Source organism: Pseudonocardia sp. (assembly GCF_029263155.1).
Taxonomy (GTDB): domain Bacteria; phylum Actinomycetota; class Actinomycetes; order Mycobacteriales; family Pseudonocardiaceae; genus Pseudonocardia.
Map to the genome: position 1 here is coordinate 1 of NZ_JAJCYB010000101.1, position 17621 is coordinate 17621.

Below are 17621 nucleotides of genomic sequence, written 5' to 3' on the forward strand. Positions count from 1 at the left end.
TCCCTCCGAAGAGGCTCTCGACGCCCCGCTCAGCCCGCCGGATCTCTCCGACGAACCGGGGCCTGCTACTGGGCGCTCCGGTACCTACCCAGGCGGGACTCACACCCGCTGGCCTGATCCAGCTTTCAGGACGCACCACCCCGGCAGCCTAGGCTCCTGTGTTCCGCGGCACGACCTGGTGCGTCACGCCGTGGATCGCAGGGCGGCGGAGGAGGTACGGGGCGGGTGGATCTAGCCTCCGGCCCGGGCGCCACGGCGGCGCGCGGGAGGAGCACCACGTGATCAACGTTTCCGCCACCGGGTCGGTCGGCCTGGTCGAACTGGACCGGCCGGACCGGCGCAACGCGCTCGACGTCGCCCAGTGCCGGCGCATCGTCGACGCCGTGGAGGGCCTGCTGGCCGGGGGAGCGCGCGCGATCGTCGTGACCGGGTCGGGCAGCAGCTTCTGCTCGGGTGCCGACTTCGGCGAGGTGTACACCGACGGCTTCCGCGACGCCCTGCACGCCGCGCTGCGGGCCGTCACCGGGGCACCGGTGCCGGTCGTCGCGGCCGTGAACGGGCCCGCGATCGGCGCCGGAACGCAGCTCGCGATCGCCTGCGACCTGCGGGTCGCCGTCCCGGACGCGGTGTTCGGGGTGCCGACGGCGCGGATCGGCCTGGCGGTCGACCCGTGGACGGTGCGGCGGCTGGCCCGGCTCGCAGGGGGTGGCACCGCGCGCGCGATCCTGCTGGCCTGCCAGCAGGTCGGTACCGACCTCGCCCACGCCCGGGGTCTGGTCGACCGGGTGGGCGACCGCGACGCCGCACTGGAGCTGGCGGCGGAGCTGGCCGGGCTCGCCCCCCTCACGCTGCGCTACAACAAGCTGGCGTTGGACCGCACCGACCTCGCCGACGACGACCCCGCGCTGGTCGCGGCGTTCGAGGCGTGCTGGAGCAGCGAGGACCTGCACGAGGGCCGCCGGGCCCGCGAGGAGAAGCGCGCACCGGCCTTCGTGGGCCGCTGAGCGTCGCCCGCGGTGTCCGACGGGACACGAACCGTCACCTTCGTGGGCCGCGGTCGTTGAGCCGTGCAGTACCGAAGGGGGCCGAGGTTGGGACTACACGCGCACGGGGTGCGCCGCGTCGCGCTGGGCGCGGTGCTGGCCTGCGTCGTCAGCCTGGTCGTCGTCGGGATCGGGACGGCCGACGTGCCGCGGGCCGTGCCGCCACGTGCGGTACCGGTGCTCCCGGTCGCGGCGGCGGAGCCCGGGCTGCCCGCTGCACCCACGACCACCCCTGTACCCACGACCACACCGGCATCCACGACGACCGCTCCCGCGGCGGTGCCGTCCGCGCGCACCGAACCGGTCCCCGCCCCGAGCACCGCTCCCGTGCGGGAACCGGTGCCGGCCGCCACGGCGGCGGCCGATCCCACCCGCGCGAGCATCCCGGTCCGCGCGACCGGACCGGCGGCGCTGGTCCCCGGCACGCCCTGCACGGTGACGGCCAAGGCGTGTGCCGACCTCGCCGCCCGCACGGCCTGGCTGATCGAGGACGGGGTCGTGCGCCGGGGCCCGGTCGGCATCATGATCGGCGACGAGATCGACCCCACCCCCACCGGCACGTTCCGCGTGGAGTGGAAGGCCGAGGCCTGGACCAGCCGCGAGTACCTCACCCAGATGCCGTACTCGGTGTTCTTCGCCGAGGGGGGCATCGCGTTCCACGAGGGCAGCCAGGACTCGCCGTCGGCGGGTTGCATCAAGCTGGTCCGGTCCGACGCCATGGCCTGGTTCGAGTACCTGCAGGTCGGCGACGAGGTACAGGTCCGCTAGTACCCTCGCGGTTCTACGGGGGGTAGAATGGCGTCGTGCCGAGCCTGGGTGAGCTGGAACGTGCCGTGATGGAGACGTTGTGGGCGGCCGCGACGCCCCTCACCGCGCGCGACGTCCAGGACGCACTCGCCGCCCGTGACCTCGCCACCACCACGGTCCTCACCGTCCTGGGCCGCCTGGAGCGCAAGGGTCTGGTCACCCGCGAGCGCGAGGGCCGGGCGCACCGGTACCGCTCGGTCGCGAGCCGGGAGGACCACGTCGCCGAGCTGATGCGCGACGCGCTGGACGCAGCCCCCGATCGCGGTGCCGTCCTGGCCCGGTTCCTCGGCTCGATCCCGGCCGACGAGCGGGCCGCCCTGCGGGACCTGCTCGACTGACTGAGGGGCGACCCCCGGCGCGCCGGACCGCCGCCGCCCCGGGAGGATCGACCGGTGATGGAGTGGACGGCGCTCGGGCTGCTGCTGCTCGGCGTCGTGCTCGCCGAGCCGGTCAGCCGGGCGCTGGCCGGCGCGCACTGGCCGGCGCGTGACCCGGTCGGGGCGCTGCTCGCGTGGCAGGCGGTCGGCCTGGCCGGGGGTCTCGCCCTGCTGGGAGCCGGGATCGTGTACGGGCTCGCGCCGCTCGGGCCGTCGCTGCCCGCCGCCCTGCGCGCACTGGACGCCGCGTCCCCGGCCCGGCTGGGCCCCACCCACGTCGCGGCGCTGGTCGCCGCGCTGCTGCTGGCGTTGCGGCTGGTCGGGGTGCTCGTCGCGGTCACCGTGCGCACCCAGCGGGCCCGGCGCCGCCATCGCGACCTGCTCGACGTCCTCGGCACGCCCTGGCCCGCGGCGCCCGGCGCCCGCGTGCTCGACCACCCGGTCCCGGTCGCCTACTGCCTGCCCGGACTCCGCTCGCGGCTGGTGCTCTCCGTGGGCGTGCTGGACGCGCTGGACCCGGCCGGCGTCCGCGCCGTGCTCGCCCACGAGCGGGCGCACCTGCGGGAACGCCACGACCTCGTGGTCCTGCCCTTCGTCGCGTGGGGGGCGACGGCGCCGTTCGTCCGCGGGATGGTGTGCGCGCAGATCGCCGTGGCCGCGCTGATCGAGATGCGGGCCGACGACGTCGCCGCGTCCCGGTGCCGGTCGAGCGAGCTGGTGGGGGCGCTGCGGACCATGGGCGGCGCCGCGCCCGCCGCCGCGCTGAGCTCGTTCACCACGGCCCTGGACCGCAGGCTCTCCCGGATCACCGACCCGCCGCCCCCGCTGCCGCGCGCCGTGCGGGTGCTGGTCCGGGCCGCCGCGGTGGCGCTGGTGGCCGCGCCGACCGCGTCGCTGCTGCTGGCCTGAGACAGCGCAGTCGCGGCGTACCCGGGCCGGGGCGGTTCCGCGCGCCGAACCGGGTCCCGCGCGCCGCCGACCGCGCGCGAGAACCGGATCGGCGCGCGGGTCCGACCGGAGGGATGTGCGCCGCGCGCCGCGCGGCGGCTCCGGGCGTAGCGTGGAGGTGTGCCTCACGACGTTCCCCGCGCCGACCTTCCCCGCACCCTGGGCGCGCTGCGTGCCTCCGGCCACGAGCTGCGTGGCGTCAAGGACGAGATCCGACAGAACCTGGTCGCGGCCCTGCGGGCGGGCCGCGACCCGTGGCCCGGCATCGTCGGATTCGAGTCGACGGTCCTCCCGCAGCTGGAGCGGGCCCTGATCGCCGGGCACGACGTCGTGCTGCTCGGCGAGCGCGGGCAGGGCAAGACCCGCCTGCTGCGGGCGCTGACCGGTCTGCTCGACGAGTGGACCCCCGTCATCGACGGCGCCGAGCTCGGCGAGCACCCCTACGATCCGATCACGCCCGCCTCGCAGCGCCGCGCGGCCGAGCTCGGCGACGAGCTGCCCGTCGCGTGGCGACACCGCGACGAGCGCTACACCGAGAAGCTCGCCACGCCGGACACCGCGGTGGCCGACCTGATCGGCGACATCGACCCGGTCAAGGTGTCCGAGGGCCGCTCGCTCGGCGACCCCGAGACGATCCACTACGGGCTGGTCCCGCGCGCCCACCGCGGCGTGGTGGCGATCAACGAGCTGCCCGACCTCGCCGAGCGCATCCAGGTGTCGCTGCTCAACGTGATGGAGGAGCGCGACATCCAGGTCCGGGGCTACACGCTGCGGCTGCCGCTGGACGTGCTGCTCGTTGCGTCGGCCAACCCGGAGGACTACACCAACCGCGGCCGGATCATCACCCCGCTCAAGGACCGCTTCGGCGCCGAGGTCCGCACGCACTACCCGCTGGAGCTGGCCGACGAGATCGCGCTGGTGGAGCAGGAGGCCGTGCTCGTCGCCGACCTCCCCCGGCACCTGCTGGAGATCATCGCCCGGTTCACCCGGGCCCTGCGCGAGTCGACCGCCGTCGACCAGGGGTCCGGGGTGTCCGCGCGGTTCGCGGTGGCCGCCGCGGAGACCGTGGCCGCCGCCGCGCTACGCCGCGCCGCGCTCACCGGGGAGGCCAACGCCGTCGCCCGGCCGGTCGACCTGGAGTCGGTGCCTGCCGTCCTGCGCGGGAAGCTGGAGTTCGCCTCCGGCGAGGAGGGCCGCGAGGCCGAGCACATGGAGCACCTGCTGCGTCGGGCCACCGCCGACACCGCCCGGGCCCGGCTGCGCGGCATCGACCTCGACCCGCTCGCCGAGGCCGTCTCCGGATCTCCGGTCCGGACGGGGGAGCGGGTGCCCGCGGCCGAGGTGGTGGCCGCGCTGCCGGGCGTCGAGGTGCTCACCGAGATCGCGAGGCGGCTCGACGCGTCGGGCACCGAGGAGCCCGGGCCGATGGCCAGCGCCGCGGAGCTGGCGCTGGAGCTGCTGTTCCTCACCCGCCGGCTGGCCAAGGACACCGCCGACGACGACAGCGTCAGCTACGGCTGAGCGTCGCGAGCGGGTGCTCACCGTGAGCCGCGCACCTGCCGGCCGGTCGCGCACCGCGGGCCGTACGCGGGTGGCGGGACGGTGCGCAGCTCGTCGCCGAGCCCTCCGCGCGATCGGCCGCGCCGACGTACCGTGGATTCCGTGATGCGACGCCGACCCGGATACTCCTACGGTCCCTACACCGACGGTCCCGACCCGCTCGCCCCACCGTTCGACCTGCGGGCCGCGATGGACGAGATCGGCCGGGACGTGATGGAGGGTTCGTCCCCCCGTACCGCGCTGCAGGAGCTGCTGCGCCGCGGGACGGAGAACCGCAGGGGGCTCGACGAGCTGACCCGTGAGATCTGGCAGCGCCGCAGCCGGCTGCAGCGGGAGAACCGGCTCGACGGCACGCTGCAGCAGGTCCGCGAGCTGCTGCAACGTGCCCTCGACGCCGAGCGCGACTCGCTGGGCCGCCAGGACACCGACGACGCCCGCTTCCGGGAGATGCAGCTCGACGCGCTGCCGTCGGACACGGGCGGCGCCGTTCGCGAGCTGAACTCCTACGACTGGCAGTCCGCCGATGCCCGCGAGGCGTACGAGGAGATCCGCGACCTGCTGGGCCGGGAGATGCTCGACCAGCGCTTCGCCGGGATGAAGCAGGCGATGCAGAACGCGACGCCGCAGGACGTCGAGGCCATCCGGGAGATGCTCGACGCCCTCAACGCGCTGCTGGCGAACCACGCCGCCGGGCAGGACACCACCGAGCAGTTCTCCGAGTTCATGGCGCAGCACGGCGAGCACTTCCCGGAGAACCCGCAGACCACCGAGGAGCTGATCGACCTCCTCGCCCAGCGCGCCGCGGCGGCCCAGCGGATGCTGAACTCGATGTCGGCCGAGCAGCGCGCCGAGCTGATGGAGCTGGCGCAGCAGGCGTTCGGCGACCCGGGCCTGGCGCAGGCACTCGCACAGCTCGACGCCCAGCTGCAGGGACTGCGCCCCGGCGAGGACTGGGACGGGCGAGGCCGCTTCCGCGGCGAGAACCCGATGGGGATGGGCGAGGCCACCCGCGCCATGGAGGAGCTGGGGAAGCTCGACGCGCTGGCCGAGCAGCTCTCGCAGAGCTACCCCGGCGCGCGGCTGGAGGACATCGACCTCGACGCGGTCGAAAAGCACCTGGGCGACCAGGCCCGCGTCGACGCCCGCGCGCTGGCGGACCTGGAGCGGGAGCTGCAGCGCCAGGGCCTGTTCTCCCGGGCCGCCGACGGGTCGTTGCAGCTGTCCCCGAAGGCGCTGCGCCGGCTGGGGGAGTCCGCGTTGCGCGAGGTCGTCGACCGGATCGGGGCCCGGCGCGGCGAGCGCGAGACCGACCGCTCGGGCGCGGCGGGGGAGGCCACCGGCGCCACCCGGCCGTGGGCGTTCGGCGACACCGAGGCCTGGAACGTGCCGAAGACGCTGCTCAACGCCGAGCTGCGCCGCGCGGGCGGGGACCGGCGCGCGCTCGACGTCACCGACGTGGAGATCGTGGAGACCGAGCAGAGGACCCGCGCCTGCGTGGCGCTGTGCGTCGACACGTCGTGGTCGATGGTGCAGGACGGGCGCTGGGTACCGATGAAGCGCACCGCGCTCGCGCTGCACCAGCTGATCTCCACCCGCTTCCGCGGCGACGACCTGAAGCTGATCACGTTCGGCCGCCACGCCCGGTCGGTGGAGCTGGGCGAGCTGGTCGGCCTGGACGGCGCCTACGAGCAGGGCACCAACCTGCACCACGCGATGGTCCTGGCCGGGCGGCACCTGCGCCGCAACCCCGACGCCCAGCCCGTCGTGCTCGTCGTCACCGACGGGGAGCCGACGGCGCACCTGGAACCCGACGGCTACGCCGCCTTCGACTACCCCACCAGCCCCGCGACCCTGCGCGCCACGATCGCCGAGGTCGACCGGGTCACCGGGCTGCGGGCGTCGTTCACGTTCTTCGTGCTCGGCGACGACCCGCGGCTCGCGGCGTTCATGGACGGCGTCGCCAGGCGCTGCGGCGGGCGGGTCGTCGCCCCCACCCTCGACGGGCTCGGCGCGGAGGTGGTGGCGGACTACCTCCGCACCCGCCGTTGAGGCGCGGGGCACGGTCAGGTCGTCGCCCCAAGGTGGGTACGTCGGCACGTGGTACCGGCGGCGTCCGGGGACGGCTACTCGAGCAGCAACAGCATGGTGAGCGATCCATCGACAGTGCCGACCTGCCGGAAGCCGGACCGCTCGTAGAGGCGCCGCGCATGGTTGTCCGGCTCCACGCTCAGGCTCAGGGTGCCCAGGGCGTGCTCGCGGGCAGAAGCGATCAGCGCGGCGAGCAGCCGAGTGCCGACTCCTCGTCCCCGTGACGACTGCACGACCCCCATGGACAGCTCAGGCGTCGCCGAGTCCACGAAGCCGTAGCCGGGGTCGCTCTCCGGCAGGAACCGGAGCCAGGCGGCCCCCACCGGCCGTCCGTCCTCGGCGACGACGCCGAGGTCGCCGGGCTGTGGCCAGCCCGCGACGTAGTGCGCGAGCTCCGGTCGATCGAGGACGTCTCGGACGCTTCCGGATGGTTCGTCGGGTCGCCAGAAGACCGCCGCGACGAGCATCTCCGCGATGAAGCCCGCGTCCGTGGGCGCAGCAGGTCGAAGCTCGATCGGCACAGGGGGGACGGTAGGTTACCGCCCCGGCCGATCGGCGATCCCGCACGGGACGGTCTCGGCCCATCGGTCATGGGCTCCGGCACGTTCACCCTGGCGCCGTGCGAGGGCGGCCGCACCCATCCGCCCTGGTGGAGGTGTTCGGCGGCGCGCTGTTCGGTGTCCGGCCAGCCCAGCCCAGCGACGCTGAAGGCCACGGTGACCGACATCGACCGCCTGGCGGTACCCGTGCACCAGCACGTTGCGGAGCACGACGACGCTGCGGAGCTCCGGCACGCGCGCGGGGTCACGCCGCGAAGAACGGCTCACGGGTCCCCATCACGTGCGATCGGACGTACGGGTTGCGGATCGCGGTCGCGACGACGACGTCGACCGGGCGTCCGAGGATGGCCTCCAGCCCCCACTTGAGCGCCAAGTAGGTGTCGGGGGAGCCGGGGGCCGAGGTGTCGAAGTCGACGAGCACGTCCACGTCGCTGTGCTCGGAGTCGAAGTCGTCGGTGACCGCGGAGCCGAAGACATCCAGCCTGCGGATGCCCAGCTCGCGGCACAGCGCCTCGATGTCGCGGCGCTTCGCGGCCACCAGGGGATGCACCGTCACGGCGCAAGCATAGGGGTGACCGAGCCGGTCAGGGCGTCGCGAACCGGGAGGAGCGGACTCGCTGCTCCGGAGCAGCCGGGGCACCGTGGTCCGTCCTATTCTCGGATCCGTGACGGGGCGGATCACCTGGCGGAGGGTCACCGCCGCCGACTTCCCGATGATCGGGCGCTGGCTCGCCGAGCCGGCCGTGGCCCGGTGGTGGAACCACGAGACGTCCCCGGACGCCGTCGAGCGCGACTTCGGGCCGACCCTGCGCGGCGAGGAGCCGAGCGAGGACCTCATCGCCGCGCTGGACGGGCGCCCGTTCGGACTCGCCCAGCGTTGCCGGATCGACGCCTATCCCGAGGAGCACGCGGGCCTCGCCGCACTCACCGACGTCCCCGACGGCGCCGTCACGATCGACTACCTGGTCGACGAGCCCGGCCGCGGCCTCGGCACGTGGATGATCCGTTCGTTGCTCACCGACACGTGGACGGCGTTCCCGGACGCCCCGTGCGTGATCGTCGCGGTCGCCGCGGGCAACGTCGCGTCCTGGCGCGCGTTGGAGAAGGCCGGGCTCGGCCGGGTGGCCCAGGGACACCTGGAGCCCGACAACCCCGTCGACGACGGGTGGCACGTCGTGCACCGGATCGACCGGCCACCCTCGTGCGACCGGTGCCCGCAGCTGCGGGCGGGTGCCGACCCGGCGTGGACCCGCGGGCAGGACGGTGACCACGTCCGGTGGCTCTGCCCCACCTGCACCCGACACCACGTCCGGGACATCGAGGCGAAGCTCCCACCGGCGTGGTGGTGAACAGCAAGTAGTTTGGAGGGCATGCACACCTGGGCACCCGTCGACGTCCCGCGCATCGCCGGCGAGGGGCCGCCGCTGCGCCTGCACGACACCGCCACCGGCCGGATCCGCCCGACGGCGCCCGGTCGCGAGGCGCTCATGTACGTCTGCGGGATCACCCCCTACGACGCCACCCACCTCGGCCACGCCGCCACCTACCTGGCGTTCGACCTGGTCAACCGGCTGTGGCGCGACCTCGGGCACGACGTGCACTACGTGCAGAACGTCACCGACATCGACGACCCGCTCCTGGAGCGCGCCGCGCGCGACCAGGACGACTGGGTCGTGCTCGGCATGCGGGAGACCGCGCTGTTCCGCGAGGACATGGAGGCGCTGCGGGTGCTCCCGCCGCGGCACTTCATCGGCGCGGTCGAGGCGATGGGCGAGATCGCGGAGCTGGTCGGCAAGCTGCTCGCCTCGGGCGCGGCGTACCGCGTCGACGACGCCGAGTTCCCCGACGTCTACTTCGACTCGTCGGTGACCGGGCACTTCGGCTACGAGTCGAGCTACGACGAGCCGACGATGACGCAGCTCTCACGCGAGCGCGGTGGCGACCCGGACCGCCCCGGCAAGCGCAGCCCGCTCGACCCGCTGCTGTGGCGCATGGCCCGCGAGGGTGAGCCGTACTGGGAGTCCGACCTCGGCGCCGGGCGGCCGGGCTGGCACGTCGAGTGCGCGGCCATCGCCCTCAACCGCCTCGGCCCGCAGATCGACCTCAACGGCGGCGGCTCGGACCTGATCTTCCCGCACCACGAGTGCGGGGCCGCGCACGCCGAGGCGTTCACCGGAGTGCACCCGTTCGCGAGGCACTACACGCACACCGGGATGATCGGGCTCGACGGCGAGAAGATGTCGAAGTCGCGCGGCAACCTGGTGTTCGTGTCCAAGCTGCGCTCCGAGGACGTCGACCCGAACGCGATCCGGGTGGCCCTGTTCGCCGGGCACTACCGCACCGACCGCGCCTGGACCCAGGGCCTGCTCGACGACGCGCGCGCCCGCCTGGCGCGGTGGCGCGACGCGGTGGCGCTGACCGTGGCGCCGCCCGCCGACGACCTCGTCCGGCGACTGCGCACGCACCTCGCCGACGACCTCGACACCCCCGCCGCGCTCGCCGCCGTCGACGCGTGGGCCGCGCAGGCCCGGGAACGGCGCGGCACCGACTCCGTGGCCCCCGCCGCCGTCCGCGACGCCGTGGACGCCCTGCTCGGCGTCCGGCTGTAGGTCCGGCGGGCCGAGCGGAGCGCCCGGTCATGATCGGCGTTCGGGAACCCGCAGCCGGATGGGGTGCGGCCGGCGGTTCCAGAGCGACGATCACGGAGTCCGCGAGCCGGGGTGATCGCCGTCGTGGAACACGCGGGCGTGCATGCCGCGGCCGGTTCCCGCTTCGTGACCACCGGGACCACCGGCCGCCCGACCGGTGATCGCCCGGGTCCTCCGGCGGACCGGCCGTCCGTGCCGGCCCGGCCGTGCCGGCCCGGCCGGGCCGGGCCGAGCCGGCCGGGGCGGTGGGCCGGTCAGTCCGGCGGCTCGGGCGCGCCGCCGTCGGGGGTGTCCTCGTCGTCGGGGTTGGTCTCCGCGGGCGAGGACGGCACGGGCACGTCGAGGTCGATGTCGGGGGCGTCGGGGTTGCGGGGGGCGTCGGGGTCGGGCTGTCGGTCGGTCATGCCGCGGGGTACCCGTTCTGGTTGCATGGGGCACATGGCACGCAACGTTCTCGGCGGTGAGCTCGCGACCTGCGGCACCGACCCGATGACCGGCTTCTACCGCACCGGCTGCTGCGACACCGGCGGTGAGGACAGCGGCGTGCACACCGTGTGCGCCCAGGTCACCGCCGAGTTCCTGGAGTTCAGTGCGGCCGCGGGAAACGACCTGTCCACCCCGCAACCCGCGTACGGCTTCGCCGGGCTCACGCCGGGTGACCGCTGGTGCCTGTGCGCGTCGCGGTGGGCCGAGGCGCTGGCGGCCGGGGCCGCTCCGCCCGTGGTGCTGGAGGCCACCCACGCCCGCACCCTGGAGTGGATCGACCTCGCCGACCTGCGACGGCACGCCGCCCGGTGATCACCGTCGAGCTGGCCACCCGGCTGCGGGCGGCCGGGTTGCCCTGGTCACCGGCCTCGGGTGACCGGTTCGTCATCGCCGACCGTGACATGGACGGCGACGTGTTCGTCGTCAGCGAGTTGACCATCGACGTCCAGGACGCCCCCGGCGGTCGGCTGCTGCGCTTCAACGGCACCACCGAGTGGGCCCTGGACAGCGTGGAGGCCGATGCGGCGGTCTGGCTCCCGCACGAGGGCCAGCTGCGCGACGCGCTCGGCCCGGCGTTCCGGCGGCTGGAGCCGGTCGGCGACGGCTGGCCGGTCGTCGGCTGGGCGGTCGTCGCGGAGATCGGCGGGACGGAGCGGCGGCACGTCGACGTCGACGCCGAGCGGGCCTACGCCCGCGCGGTCCTGGACCTGCTGGGGCGGCCGGCTTGATCGTGGAAGGCAGGCGGATTCGCGTTCCACGATCATGTCCGCACGGTCGGGCGGCCGCGGGGGAGCGCGGCAGGCACCACCACGGCCAGCGCCAGCGCGGGAAGCAGGAACGCCAGCACCGGGTCGGCGGCGAATACCGGGGTCAGCGCGAGCGGGGTGAGCGAGCCCCCGCCGAAGCGCACCGCCTGCACCGCCGAGATCGAGCCGCCGTGGTGGCCCGCGGCATCGGTCAGCACCAGGGCGTTCACCCCGACCAGCACGAGCTGGGTGGCCACCCCGCCCACCGCCCAGGCCGCCACGACCGCCCCGACCGCGGGCGCCAGCCCGGCGGCGAGGACCACCAGGACGCCGAGCCCGGCCCCGATGCGCACGCTGCGCGCGGCGCCGATGCGGTCCACCCCGCCCCCGACCAGGCGCGCGGTGAGCAACCCGGCCACGCCGAACGCCGTCAGCGCCAGCCCGCGCGGGCCCGCTCCGAGCCCGAACTCCGCCTCCAGACGCAGCGCGACCAGGAAGTTCAGCCCGGCCAGGCAGCCCCAGCCGACGGCGGCCACCACCCCGGCCCGCAGCACCGCGGGCCGCCAGGCCGAGCGCAGCGACGCCCCGGCGCCCGCCGGTGTCCCGGACGGGATCCCGACCACGGCGAGCACGGCGGCCACCACCGCGATCCCGCCGAACGCCCACCGCCAGTCGAACTCGGCCGCGAGCCCACCCAGCAGCGGCGCCGAGGTCTGGCCCAGCGCCTGCAGCGAACCGAACCATCCCAGCGCGCGCCCGAGCCGCTCCGGCGCCACCGCCGAGCCGATGGCGGCCAGCAGCAGCGGTGTGGTGAACCCGTTGGCCACGCCCTGCAGCGCCCGCGCGGCGACGAACACCGGCCAGCTCCAGGCGAGCGCGCACGCGAGCGAGGCCAGCAGGTAGATCCCGTAGGCGACGACGACGGTGCGCCTGCGCCCCCAGCGCTCGCCGAGCGTGCCGGACACGAGCATCACGGCCGCGAACGGCAGCAGGTACGCCGTGACGGAGGTGGCCGCGGTGCCCGCCGAGACACCGAACGACCCGCCCAGCTCGGGGAGCATGGCGACGGTGAGCCCGCCACCGAAGGGGCCGAGGAAGGCGCCTGCGTAGAGGCCGGCCCGCGCCGCCCGGGACCGCGGTCCGGTCAGGTGCCCGCGCCCCCGCTGCCGCGTCGGCGCAGGTAGCGCTCGAAGTCGGCGGCGATGGCGTCCCCGTCGGCCTCGGGCAGGACGTCGGTGTCCTCGGCCTCGGCCTGCTCCTCGAGCTGGCGCACGTACTCGCGGACCTCGTCGTCGGCCTCGGCCATCTCCGAGACGGTGCGCTCCCACTCCTCGGCCTGCTCGGGCAGCCCGCCCAGGGGCACCTCGACGTCGAGGACCTCCTCGATGCGGTGCAGCAGGGCCACGGCCGCCTTGGGCACGCGGGCCTGCGAGACGTAGTGCGGCACGGCCGCCCAGAACGACATCGCCGGCACGCCGGCCTCCACGCAGGCGTTCTGGAAGACCCCGACGATCCCGGTGTTGCCCCGGTAGCTGGACTTCTCCACCTGCATGCGCGCGGCCGACTCGGCGTCGTAGGAGATCCCGCTGACGGTGGTGGGCCGGGTGTGCGGGATGTCGGTCAGCAACGCGCCCAGCGTGATGACCTTCGTCACTCCGAGCCGCTCGATGTGCCCCAGCAGCTCCGAGCAGAACGCCCGCCAGCGCAGGTTCGGTTCGATCCCGTTCACGAGCACGACGTGCCGACCGGTGCCCGGCAGCTCGGCCACCGACAGCCGCGTGGTCTGCCACTCGATCTTGCGCGTGACGCCGTCGGCGTAGCGCACGTGCGGCCGCGTGACCTGGAAGTCGTAGTACTCCTCGGGGTCGATCTCGGCGAGCGGGGAGGCGTCCCAGTTCAGCTCCAGATGCTCCAGAGCGGTGCTGGCGGCCTCGCCCGCGTCGTTCCAGCCCTCGAACGCGGCGATCATCACCGGGTCGACGAGGCGGGGCTCCGGGTCGCGGTCGGTCATCGGTCCAGCGTACGGGCGCAGCCGCGTAGCGGTTAACGTGGTGCGCGTGGCGCCCGACTCCTTCGACATGCAGCAGCATCCCTTCGACACCGCGTTCCTGGACGTGCTCGCCGAGCGTGTCCTCGTCGCCGACGGGGCGATGGGCACGATGTTGCAGGCTGCGGACCTGACGCTCGACGACTTCGGCGGGCTCGAGGGCTGCAACGAGATCCTCAACGACACCCGCCCCGACGTCGTCCGCCGTATCCACCGTGCCTACCTCGAGGCGGGCGCGGACGCGGTCGAGACCAACACGTTCGGGGCGAACCTGCCCAACCTGGCCGACTACGACATCTCCGACCGCATCACCGAGCTGTCGCTGACGGCCACGCGGCTCGCCCGCGAGGTCGCCGACGAGATGTCCACGCCGGACCGGCCCCGGTTCGTGCTCGGCTCGGTCGGCCCCGGCACCAAGCTCCCGACACTGGGCCACGCCGCGTTCGCCGATCTGCGCGACGCCTACATCGAGAGCGGGCGCGGCATGCTCGCGGGCGGCGCCGACGCGATCGTCGTCGAGACCTGCCAGGACCTGCTGCAGGTCAAGGCGGCCGTGCTGGGTGTGAAGCGGGCGATGGTGGCGGAGGGCCGGCGCATCCCGATCGTCACGCAGGTCGCGATGGAGACCACCGGCACGATGCTGCTCGGCTCCGAGATCGGTGCGGCGCTCACCGCGCTGGAGCCGCTGGGCATCGACCTGATCGGCCTGAACTGCTCCACCGGCCCGGCCGAGATGAGCGAGCACCTGCGCACGCTGTCCAAGCACGCGCGCATCCCGCTGTCGGTCATGCCCAACGCGGGGCTGCCGGTGCTCGGTCCGAACGGCGCCGAGTACCCGCTGGACCCCGACGGGCTCGCCGAGGCGCTGGCGGTGTTCGTCCGCGACTACGGCCTGCGCCTGGTCGGCGGCTGCTGCGGCAGCACGCCCGCGCACGTCACGGCGATGGTCGACGCGGTGCGCGCGGTCACCCCCGCCGCCCGCAACCCCCGACCCGAGCCCGGGCTGAGCTCGCTGTACGCATCGGTGCCGTTCCGTCAGGACACCTCCGTACTGATGGTCGGCGAGCGCACCAACGCCAACGGGTCGAAGAAGTTCCGCGAGGCGATGCTCGAGGAGGACTGGGAGACCTGCGTCGGGATCGCGCGCGACCAGACCCGCGAGGGCGCGCACATGATCGACCTGTGCATCGACTACGTGGGCCGCGACGGTGTCGCCGACATGGCCGAGCTGGCCGGGCGGCTGGCCACGGCGTCCACGCTGCCGGTGATGCTCGACTCCACCGAGCCCGCGGTCATCCGCGCCGGCCTGGAACGGCTGGGCGGCCGGTCGATCATCAACTCGGTGAACTACGAGGACGGCGACGGTCCGGGCTCGCGGTTCCAGCTGGCGATGGAGCTCGTCCGCGAGCACGGTGCGGCCGTGGTCGCGCTGTGCATCGACGAGGAGGGCCAGGCGCGCACCGCGGAGTGGAAGGTCCGGGTGGCCGACCGGCTGATCCGCGACCTGACCACCCAGCACGGCATGCACGTGCAGGACATCGTCGTCGACACGCTCACCTTCCCGATCACCACCGGGCAGGAGGAGGTCCGCCGCGACGCACTGGAGACCATCGAGGCGATCCGGGAGCTCAAGCGCCGCTGGCCCGACGTGCAGACCACGCTCGGGGTCTCCAACGTCTCCTTCGGCCTCAACGCCGCCGCCCGCCAGGTGCTGAACTCGGTGTTCCTGCACGAGTGCGTCAACGCCGGGCTGGACACCGCGATCGTGTCCGCGGCGAAGATCCTGCCCATGGCCAAGATCGACGACGAGCAGCGCTCCGTGGCACTGGACCTGGTCTACGACCGCAGGCGCGAGGACTACGACCCGCTCAACCGGTTCATGGAACTGTTCGAGGGCGTCTCCGCGTCCTCGGCGCGCGCCACCCGGGCCGAGGAGCTGGCCGGGCTGCCGCTGTTCGAACGGCTGGAGCGCCGGATCGTCGACGGCGAGCGCGAGGGCCTCGACTCCGACCTCGCCGAGGCCCTGGAGTCCCGGCCCGCCCTGGAGATCATCAACGACACGCTGTTGTCGGGCATGAAGACCGTGGGCGAGCTGTTCGGGTCCGGGCAGATGCAGCTGCCGTTCGTGCTGGCCAGCGCCGAGGTGATGAAGTCGGCGGTGGCCTACCTGGAGCCGCACATGGAGCGGGCCGAGGACGACGAGGGCAAGGGCACGATCGTGCTGGCCACGGTCAAGGGCGACGTGCACGACATCGGCAAGAACCTCGTGGACATCATCCTCACCAACAACGGCTACACCGTGGTCAACCTGGGCATCAAGCAGCCGATCTCGACGATCCTCTCCGCCGCGGAGGAGCACCGGGCCGACGCCGTGGGCATGTCCGGGCTGCTGGTGAAGTCCACGGTGATCATGAAGGAGAACCTGCAGGAGATGAACTCCCGGGGGGTCGCCACCAGGATGCCGGTGCTGCTCGGCGGGGCCGCGCTGACCCGCTCCTACGTGGAGAACGACCTCCAGGAGGTGTACGAGGGCCGCGTCACCTACGCCCGCGACGCCTTCGAGGGACTGCGCGAGATGGACGCCACCATGGCCCGCCGCCGCGGGCTGGTCCCGGAGACCACCCCGGAGGAGGAGGCCAAGAAGGCCGAGCGCAAGGCCCGCCACGAGCGCTCGCAGCGGGTGGCGGCCAAGCGGAAGGCCGCCGAGGCCGAGGTCGCCGGGCCGGTGCCCGACCGCTCCGACGTCACGACCGACAACCCGCTGCCCACCCCGCCGTTCTGGGGCACCCGGGTCGTCAAGGGGATCGCGCTGGCCGAGTACGCCGGCATGGTCGACGAGCGCGCGCTGTTCCTGGGGCAGTGGGGGCTGCGCGGCACCAAGGGAGGGGACGGGCCGAGCTACGAGGAGCTGGTCGAGACCGAGGGCAGGCCGCGCATGCGGTACTGGCTCGAGCGGCTCTCCACCGAGGGCGTGCTCGCGCACGCGGCCGTCGTCTACGGGTACTTCCCGGCGGTGTCCGAGGGCGACGCGTTGGTGGTCCTCGACGACGTGCGCCCGGACGCCCCCGAGAAGTACCGGCTGGAGTTCCCGCGCCAGCGCCGCGACCGGCACCTGTGCCTGGCCGACTTCTGGCGGCCCCGCTCGCTCGCCGTCTCGCGCGGCGAGGTCGACGTGCTGCCGCTGCACCTGGTCACGATGGGCCAGCCGATCGCCGACTACGCCAACGAGCTGTTCGCGAAGGACGCCTACCGCGACTACCTCGAGGTCCACGGCCTGGGGGTGCAGCTCACCGAGGCGCTCGCCGAGCTGTGGCACCGCCGCATCCGCGAGGAGCTGACCTTCCCCGCCGGTGGGCAGGTCGCCGCGGAGGACCCGGAGAGCATCGAGGAGTACTTCAAGCTGGGCTACCGCGGCGCCCGCTACTCGCTGGGCTACGGCGCCTGCCCCAACCTGGAGGACCGCGCCAAGCTCGTCGACCTGCTCCAGCCCGGCCGGATCGGGGTGGAGCTCTCCGAGGAGCTGCAGCTGCACCCGGAACAGTCGACCGACGCGCTGGTGGCCCACCACCCGGAGGCGAAGTACTTCAATGCCGGGTGACGGACCGCTGGGCGGACCGGCGGCGGTGCTCTGGGACATGGACGGCACGCTCGTCGACTCCGAGAAGGTGTGGACCGTCTCGCTCGACGACACCGCCCGCCGCCTCGGCGGCGCACTGAGCGCCGGGGCCCGGGAGGCGATCATCGGGTCGAACCTGCCGCGCACCCTCGACATCATGTTCGACGACCTCGGGTTGCGCCCCGAGGCGGGGCGGACGGCCGAGGCGGAGCGGATGATCCTGGACCGCACCGCGGAGCTGTTCCGGGCCGGGCTGGAGTGGCGCCCGGGCGCGCAGGCCGCGCTGCACACCGTCCGCGCCGCCGGGTGGCCCACCGCCCTGGTCACCAACACCGGCCGCGAGCTCACCGAGCTGGCGCTGGACGGCATCGGCCGCGAGCACTTCACCGTCACCGTCTGCGGCGACGAGGTGCCGCGCGGCAAGCCCGATCCCGATCCCTACCTGCGGGCGGCCGAGCTGCTCGGCGTCGACGCCACGCACTGTCTCGCGGTGGAGGACTCGCCGACCGGGGCGCTCGCCGCCGAGCGGGCCGGGGCCGCGGTGCTGGTGGTGCCGTGCGAGGTGCCCGTCGCCTCCGGTCCGGGTCGCGTCCACCGGGACTCGCTGGTGGACCTGAGCGCCGACGACGTGCGGCTCGGCTACACCCGGGCACGGGCCGATCGCGCGGCGTGAACCGTTGGTCCCTACGGAGTCA

General features: G+C 74.1%; 17 protein-coding genes. 12 read left to right on the top strand and 5 right to left on the bottom strand.

From position 1 onward, the window contains the following. Positions 1-278 precede the first annotated feature (278 nt). From Q1K26_RS20530 to Q1K26_RS20555, 6 genes are all read left to right on the top strand, one after another. Positions 279-1004, top strand: a complete 726-nt coding sequence (locus Q1K26_RS20530) for an enoyl-CoA hydratase (RefSeq protein ID WP_300015441.1) — start codon at positions 279-281, stop codon at positions 1002-1004. A gap of 87 nt (positions 1005-1091) precedes the next feature. Continuing rightward, positions 1092-1811: a L,D-transpeptidase gene (locus tag Q1K26_RS20535; protein WP_300015444.1), complete on the top strand. Its 720-nt coding sequence runs from the start codon at positions 1092-1094 to the stop codon at positions 1809-1811. Positions 1812-1846: 35 nt separating this feature from the next. Further along, positions 1847-2188: a BlaI/MecI/CopY family transcriptional regulator gene (locus tag Q1K26_RS20540; protein WP_300015446.1), complete on the top strand. Its 342-nt coding sequence runs from the start codon at positions 1847-1849 to the stop codon at positions 2186-2188. Between the two features lie 57 nt (positions 2189-2245). Next, a complete protein-coding gene (locus Q1K26_RS20545; RefSeq protein ID WP_300015701.1) occupies positions 2246-3136 on the top strand; it encodes a M56 family metallopeptidase in 891 nt (296 codons plus the stop codon). Between the two features lie 159 nt (positions 3137-3295). Beyond that, on the top strand, positions 3296-4696 hold the full coding sequence (locus Q1K26_RS20550; protein ID WP_300015448.1) for an ATP-binding protein: 1401 nt from the start codon (positions 3296-3298) through the stop codon (positions 4694-4696). Between the two features lie 144 nt (positions 4697-4840). After that, positions 4841-6784 (top strand): VWA domain-containing protein, encoded by a 1944-nt coding sequence (locus Q1K26_RS20555; RefSeq protein ID WP_300015704.1) that lies wholly within the window; start codon positions 4841-4843, stop codon positions 6782-6784. Between the two features lie 74 nt (positions 6785-6858). On the opposite strand, the gene Q1K26_RS20560 is transcribed toward Q1K26_RS20555, so the two are convergent. Beyond that, complete coding sequence (locus Q1K26_RS20560; RefSeq protein ID WP_300015450.1) at positions 6859-7344, bottom strand: GNAT family N-acetyltransferase; 486 nt, start codon at positions 7342-7344, stop codon at positions 6859-6861. Between the two features lie 283 nt (positions 7345-7627). Beyond that, a complete protein-coding gene (locus Q1K26_RS20565; protein WP_300015451.1) occupies positions 7628-7939 on the bottom strand; it encodes a nucleotidyltransferase domain-containing protein in 312 nt (103 codons plus the stop codon). Between the two features lie 109 nt (positions 7940-8048). Here Q1K26_RS20565 and Q1K26_RS20570 point away from each other — a divergent pair, with 109 nt between their 5' ends. Next, entirely contained in the window at positions 8049-8732 is a 684-nt protein-coding gene (locus tag Q1K26_RS20570) for a GNAT family N-acetyltransferase (RefSeq protein ID WP_300015453.1), read from the top strand. Between the two features lie 21 nt (positions 8733-8753). Continuing rightward, positions 8754-9992, top strand: a complete 1239-nt coding sequence (mshC, locus tag Q1K26_RS20575) for a cysteine--1-D-myo-inosityl 2-amino-2-deoxy-alpha-D-glucopyranoside ligase (RefSeq protein WP_300015455.1) — start codon at positions 8754-8756, stop codon at positions 9990-9992. 293 nt (positions 9993-10285) lie between these two features. On the opposite strand, the gene Q1K26_RS20580 is transcribed toward mshC, so the two are convergent. Beyond that, on the bottom strand, positions 10286-10435 hold the full coding sequence (locus tag Q1K26_RS20580; RefSeq protein ID WP_300015457.1) for a hypothetical protein: 150 nt from the start codon (positions 10433-10435) through the stop codon (positions 10286-10288). Between the two features lie 34 nt (positions 10436-10469). Between Q1K26_RS20580 and Q1K26_RS20585 the strand changes: the two genes are divergently transcribed. Beyond that, complete coding sequence (locus Q1K26_RS20585; RefSeq protein WP_300015459.1) at positions 10470-10829, top strand: DUF2237 domain-containing protein; 360 nt, start codon at positions 10470-10472, stop codon at positions 10827-10829. Beyond that, positions 10826-11245, top strand: coding sequence for a hypothetical protein (locus Q1K26_RS20590; protein WP_300015461.1), 420 nt, complete (start codon positions 10826-10828; stop codon positions 11243-11245). The genes Q1K26_RS20585 and Q1K26_RS20590 overlap by 4 nt, the downstream gene beginning before the upstream one ends. 32 nt (positions 11246-11277) lie before the next feature. On the opposite strand, the gene Q1K26_RS20595 is transcribed toward Q1K26_RS20590, so the two are convergent. Further along, entirely contained in the window at positions 11278-12411 is a 1134-nt protein-coding gene (locus Q1K26_RS20595; RefSeq protein ID WP_300015707.1) for an MFS transporter, read from the bottom strand. Then, a complete protein-coding gene (locus Q1K26_RS20600) occupies positions 12408-13274 on the bottom strand; it encodes a PAC2 family protein (RefSeq protein ID WP_300015463.1) in 867 nt (288 codons plus the stop codon). Before Q1K26_RS20600 ends, Q1K26_RS20595 begins: the two co-directional genes overlap by 4 nt. Before the next feature lie 67 nt (positions 13275-13341). Between Q1K26_RS20600 and metH the strand changes: the two genes are divergently transcribed. Further along, positions 13342-16908 carry a methionine synthase gene (gene metH, locus Q1K26_RS20605; RefSeq protein WP_300015710.1) on the top strand — a complete coding sequence of 1189 codons (3567 nt, stop codon included), beginning with the start codon at positions 13342-13344 and terminating at the stop codon, positions 16906-16908. Further along, positions 16898-17599 (top strand): HAD family phosphatase, encoded by a 702-nt coding sequence (locus tag Q1K26_RS20610; protein WP_300015465.1) that lies wholly within the window; start codon positions 16898-16900, stop codon positions 17597-17599. Before metH ends, Q1K26_RS20610 begins: the two co-directional genes overlap by 11 nt. Positions 17600-17621 lie beyond the last annotated feature (22 nt).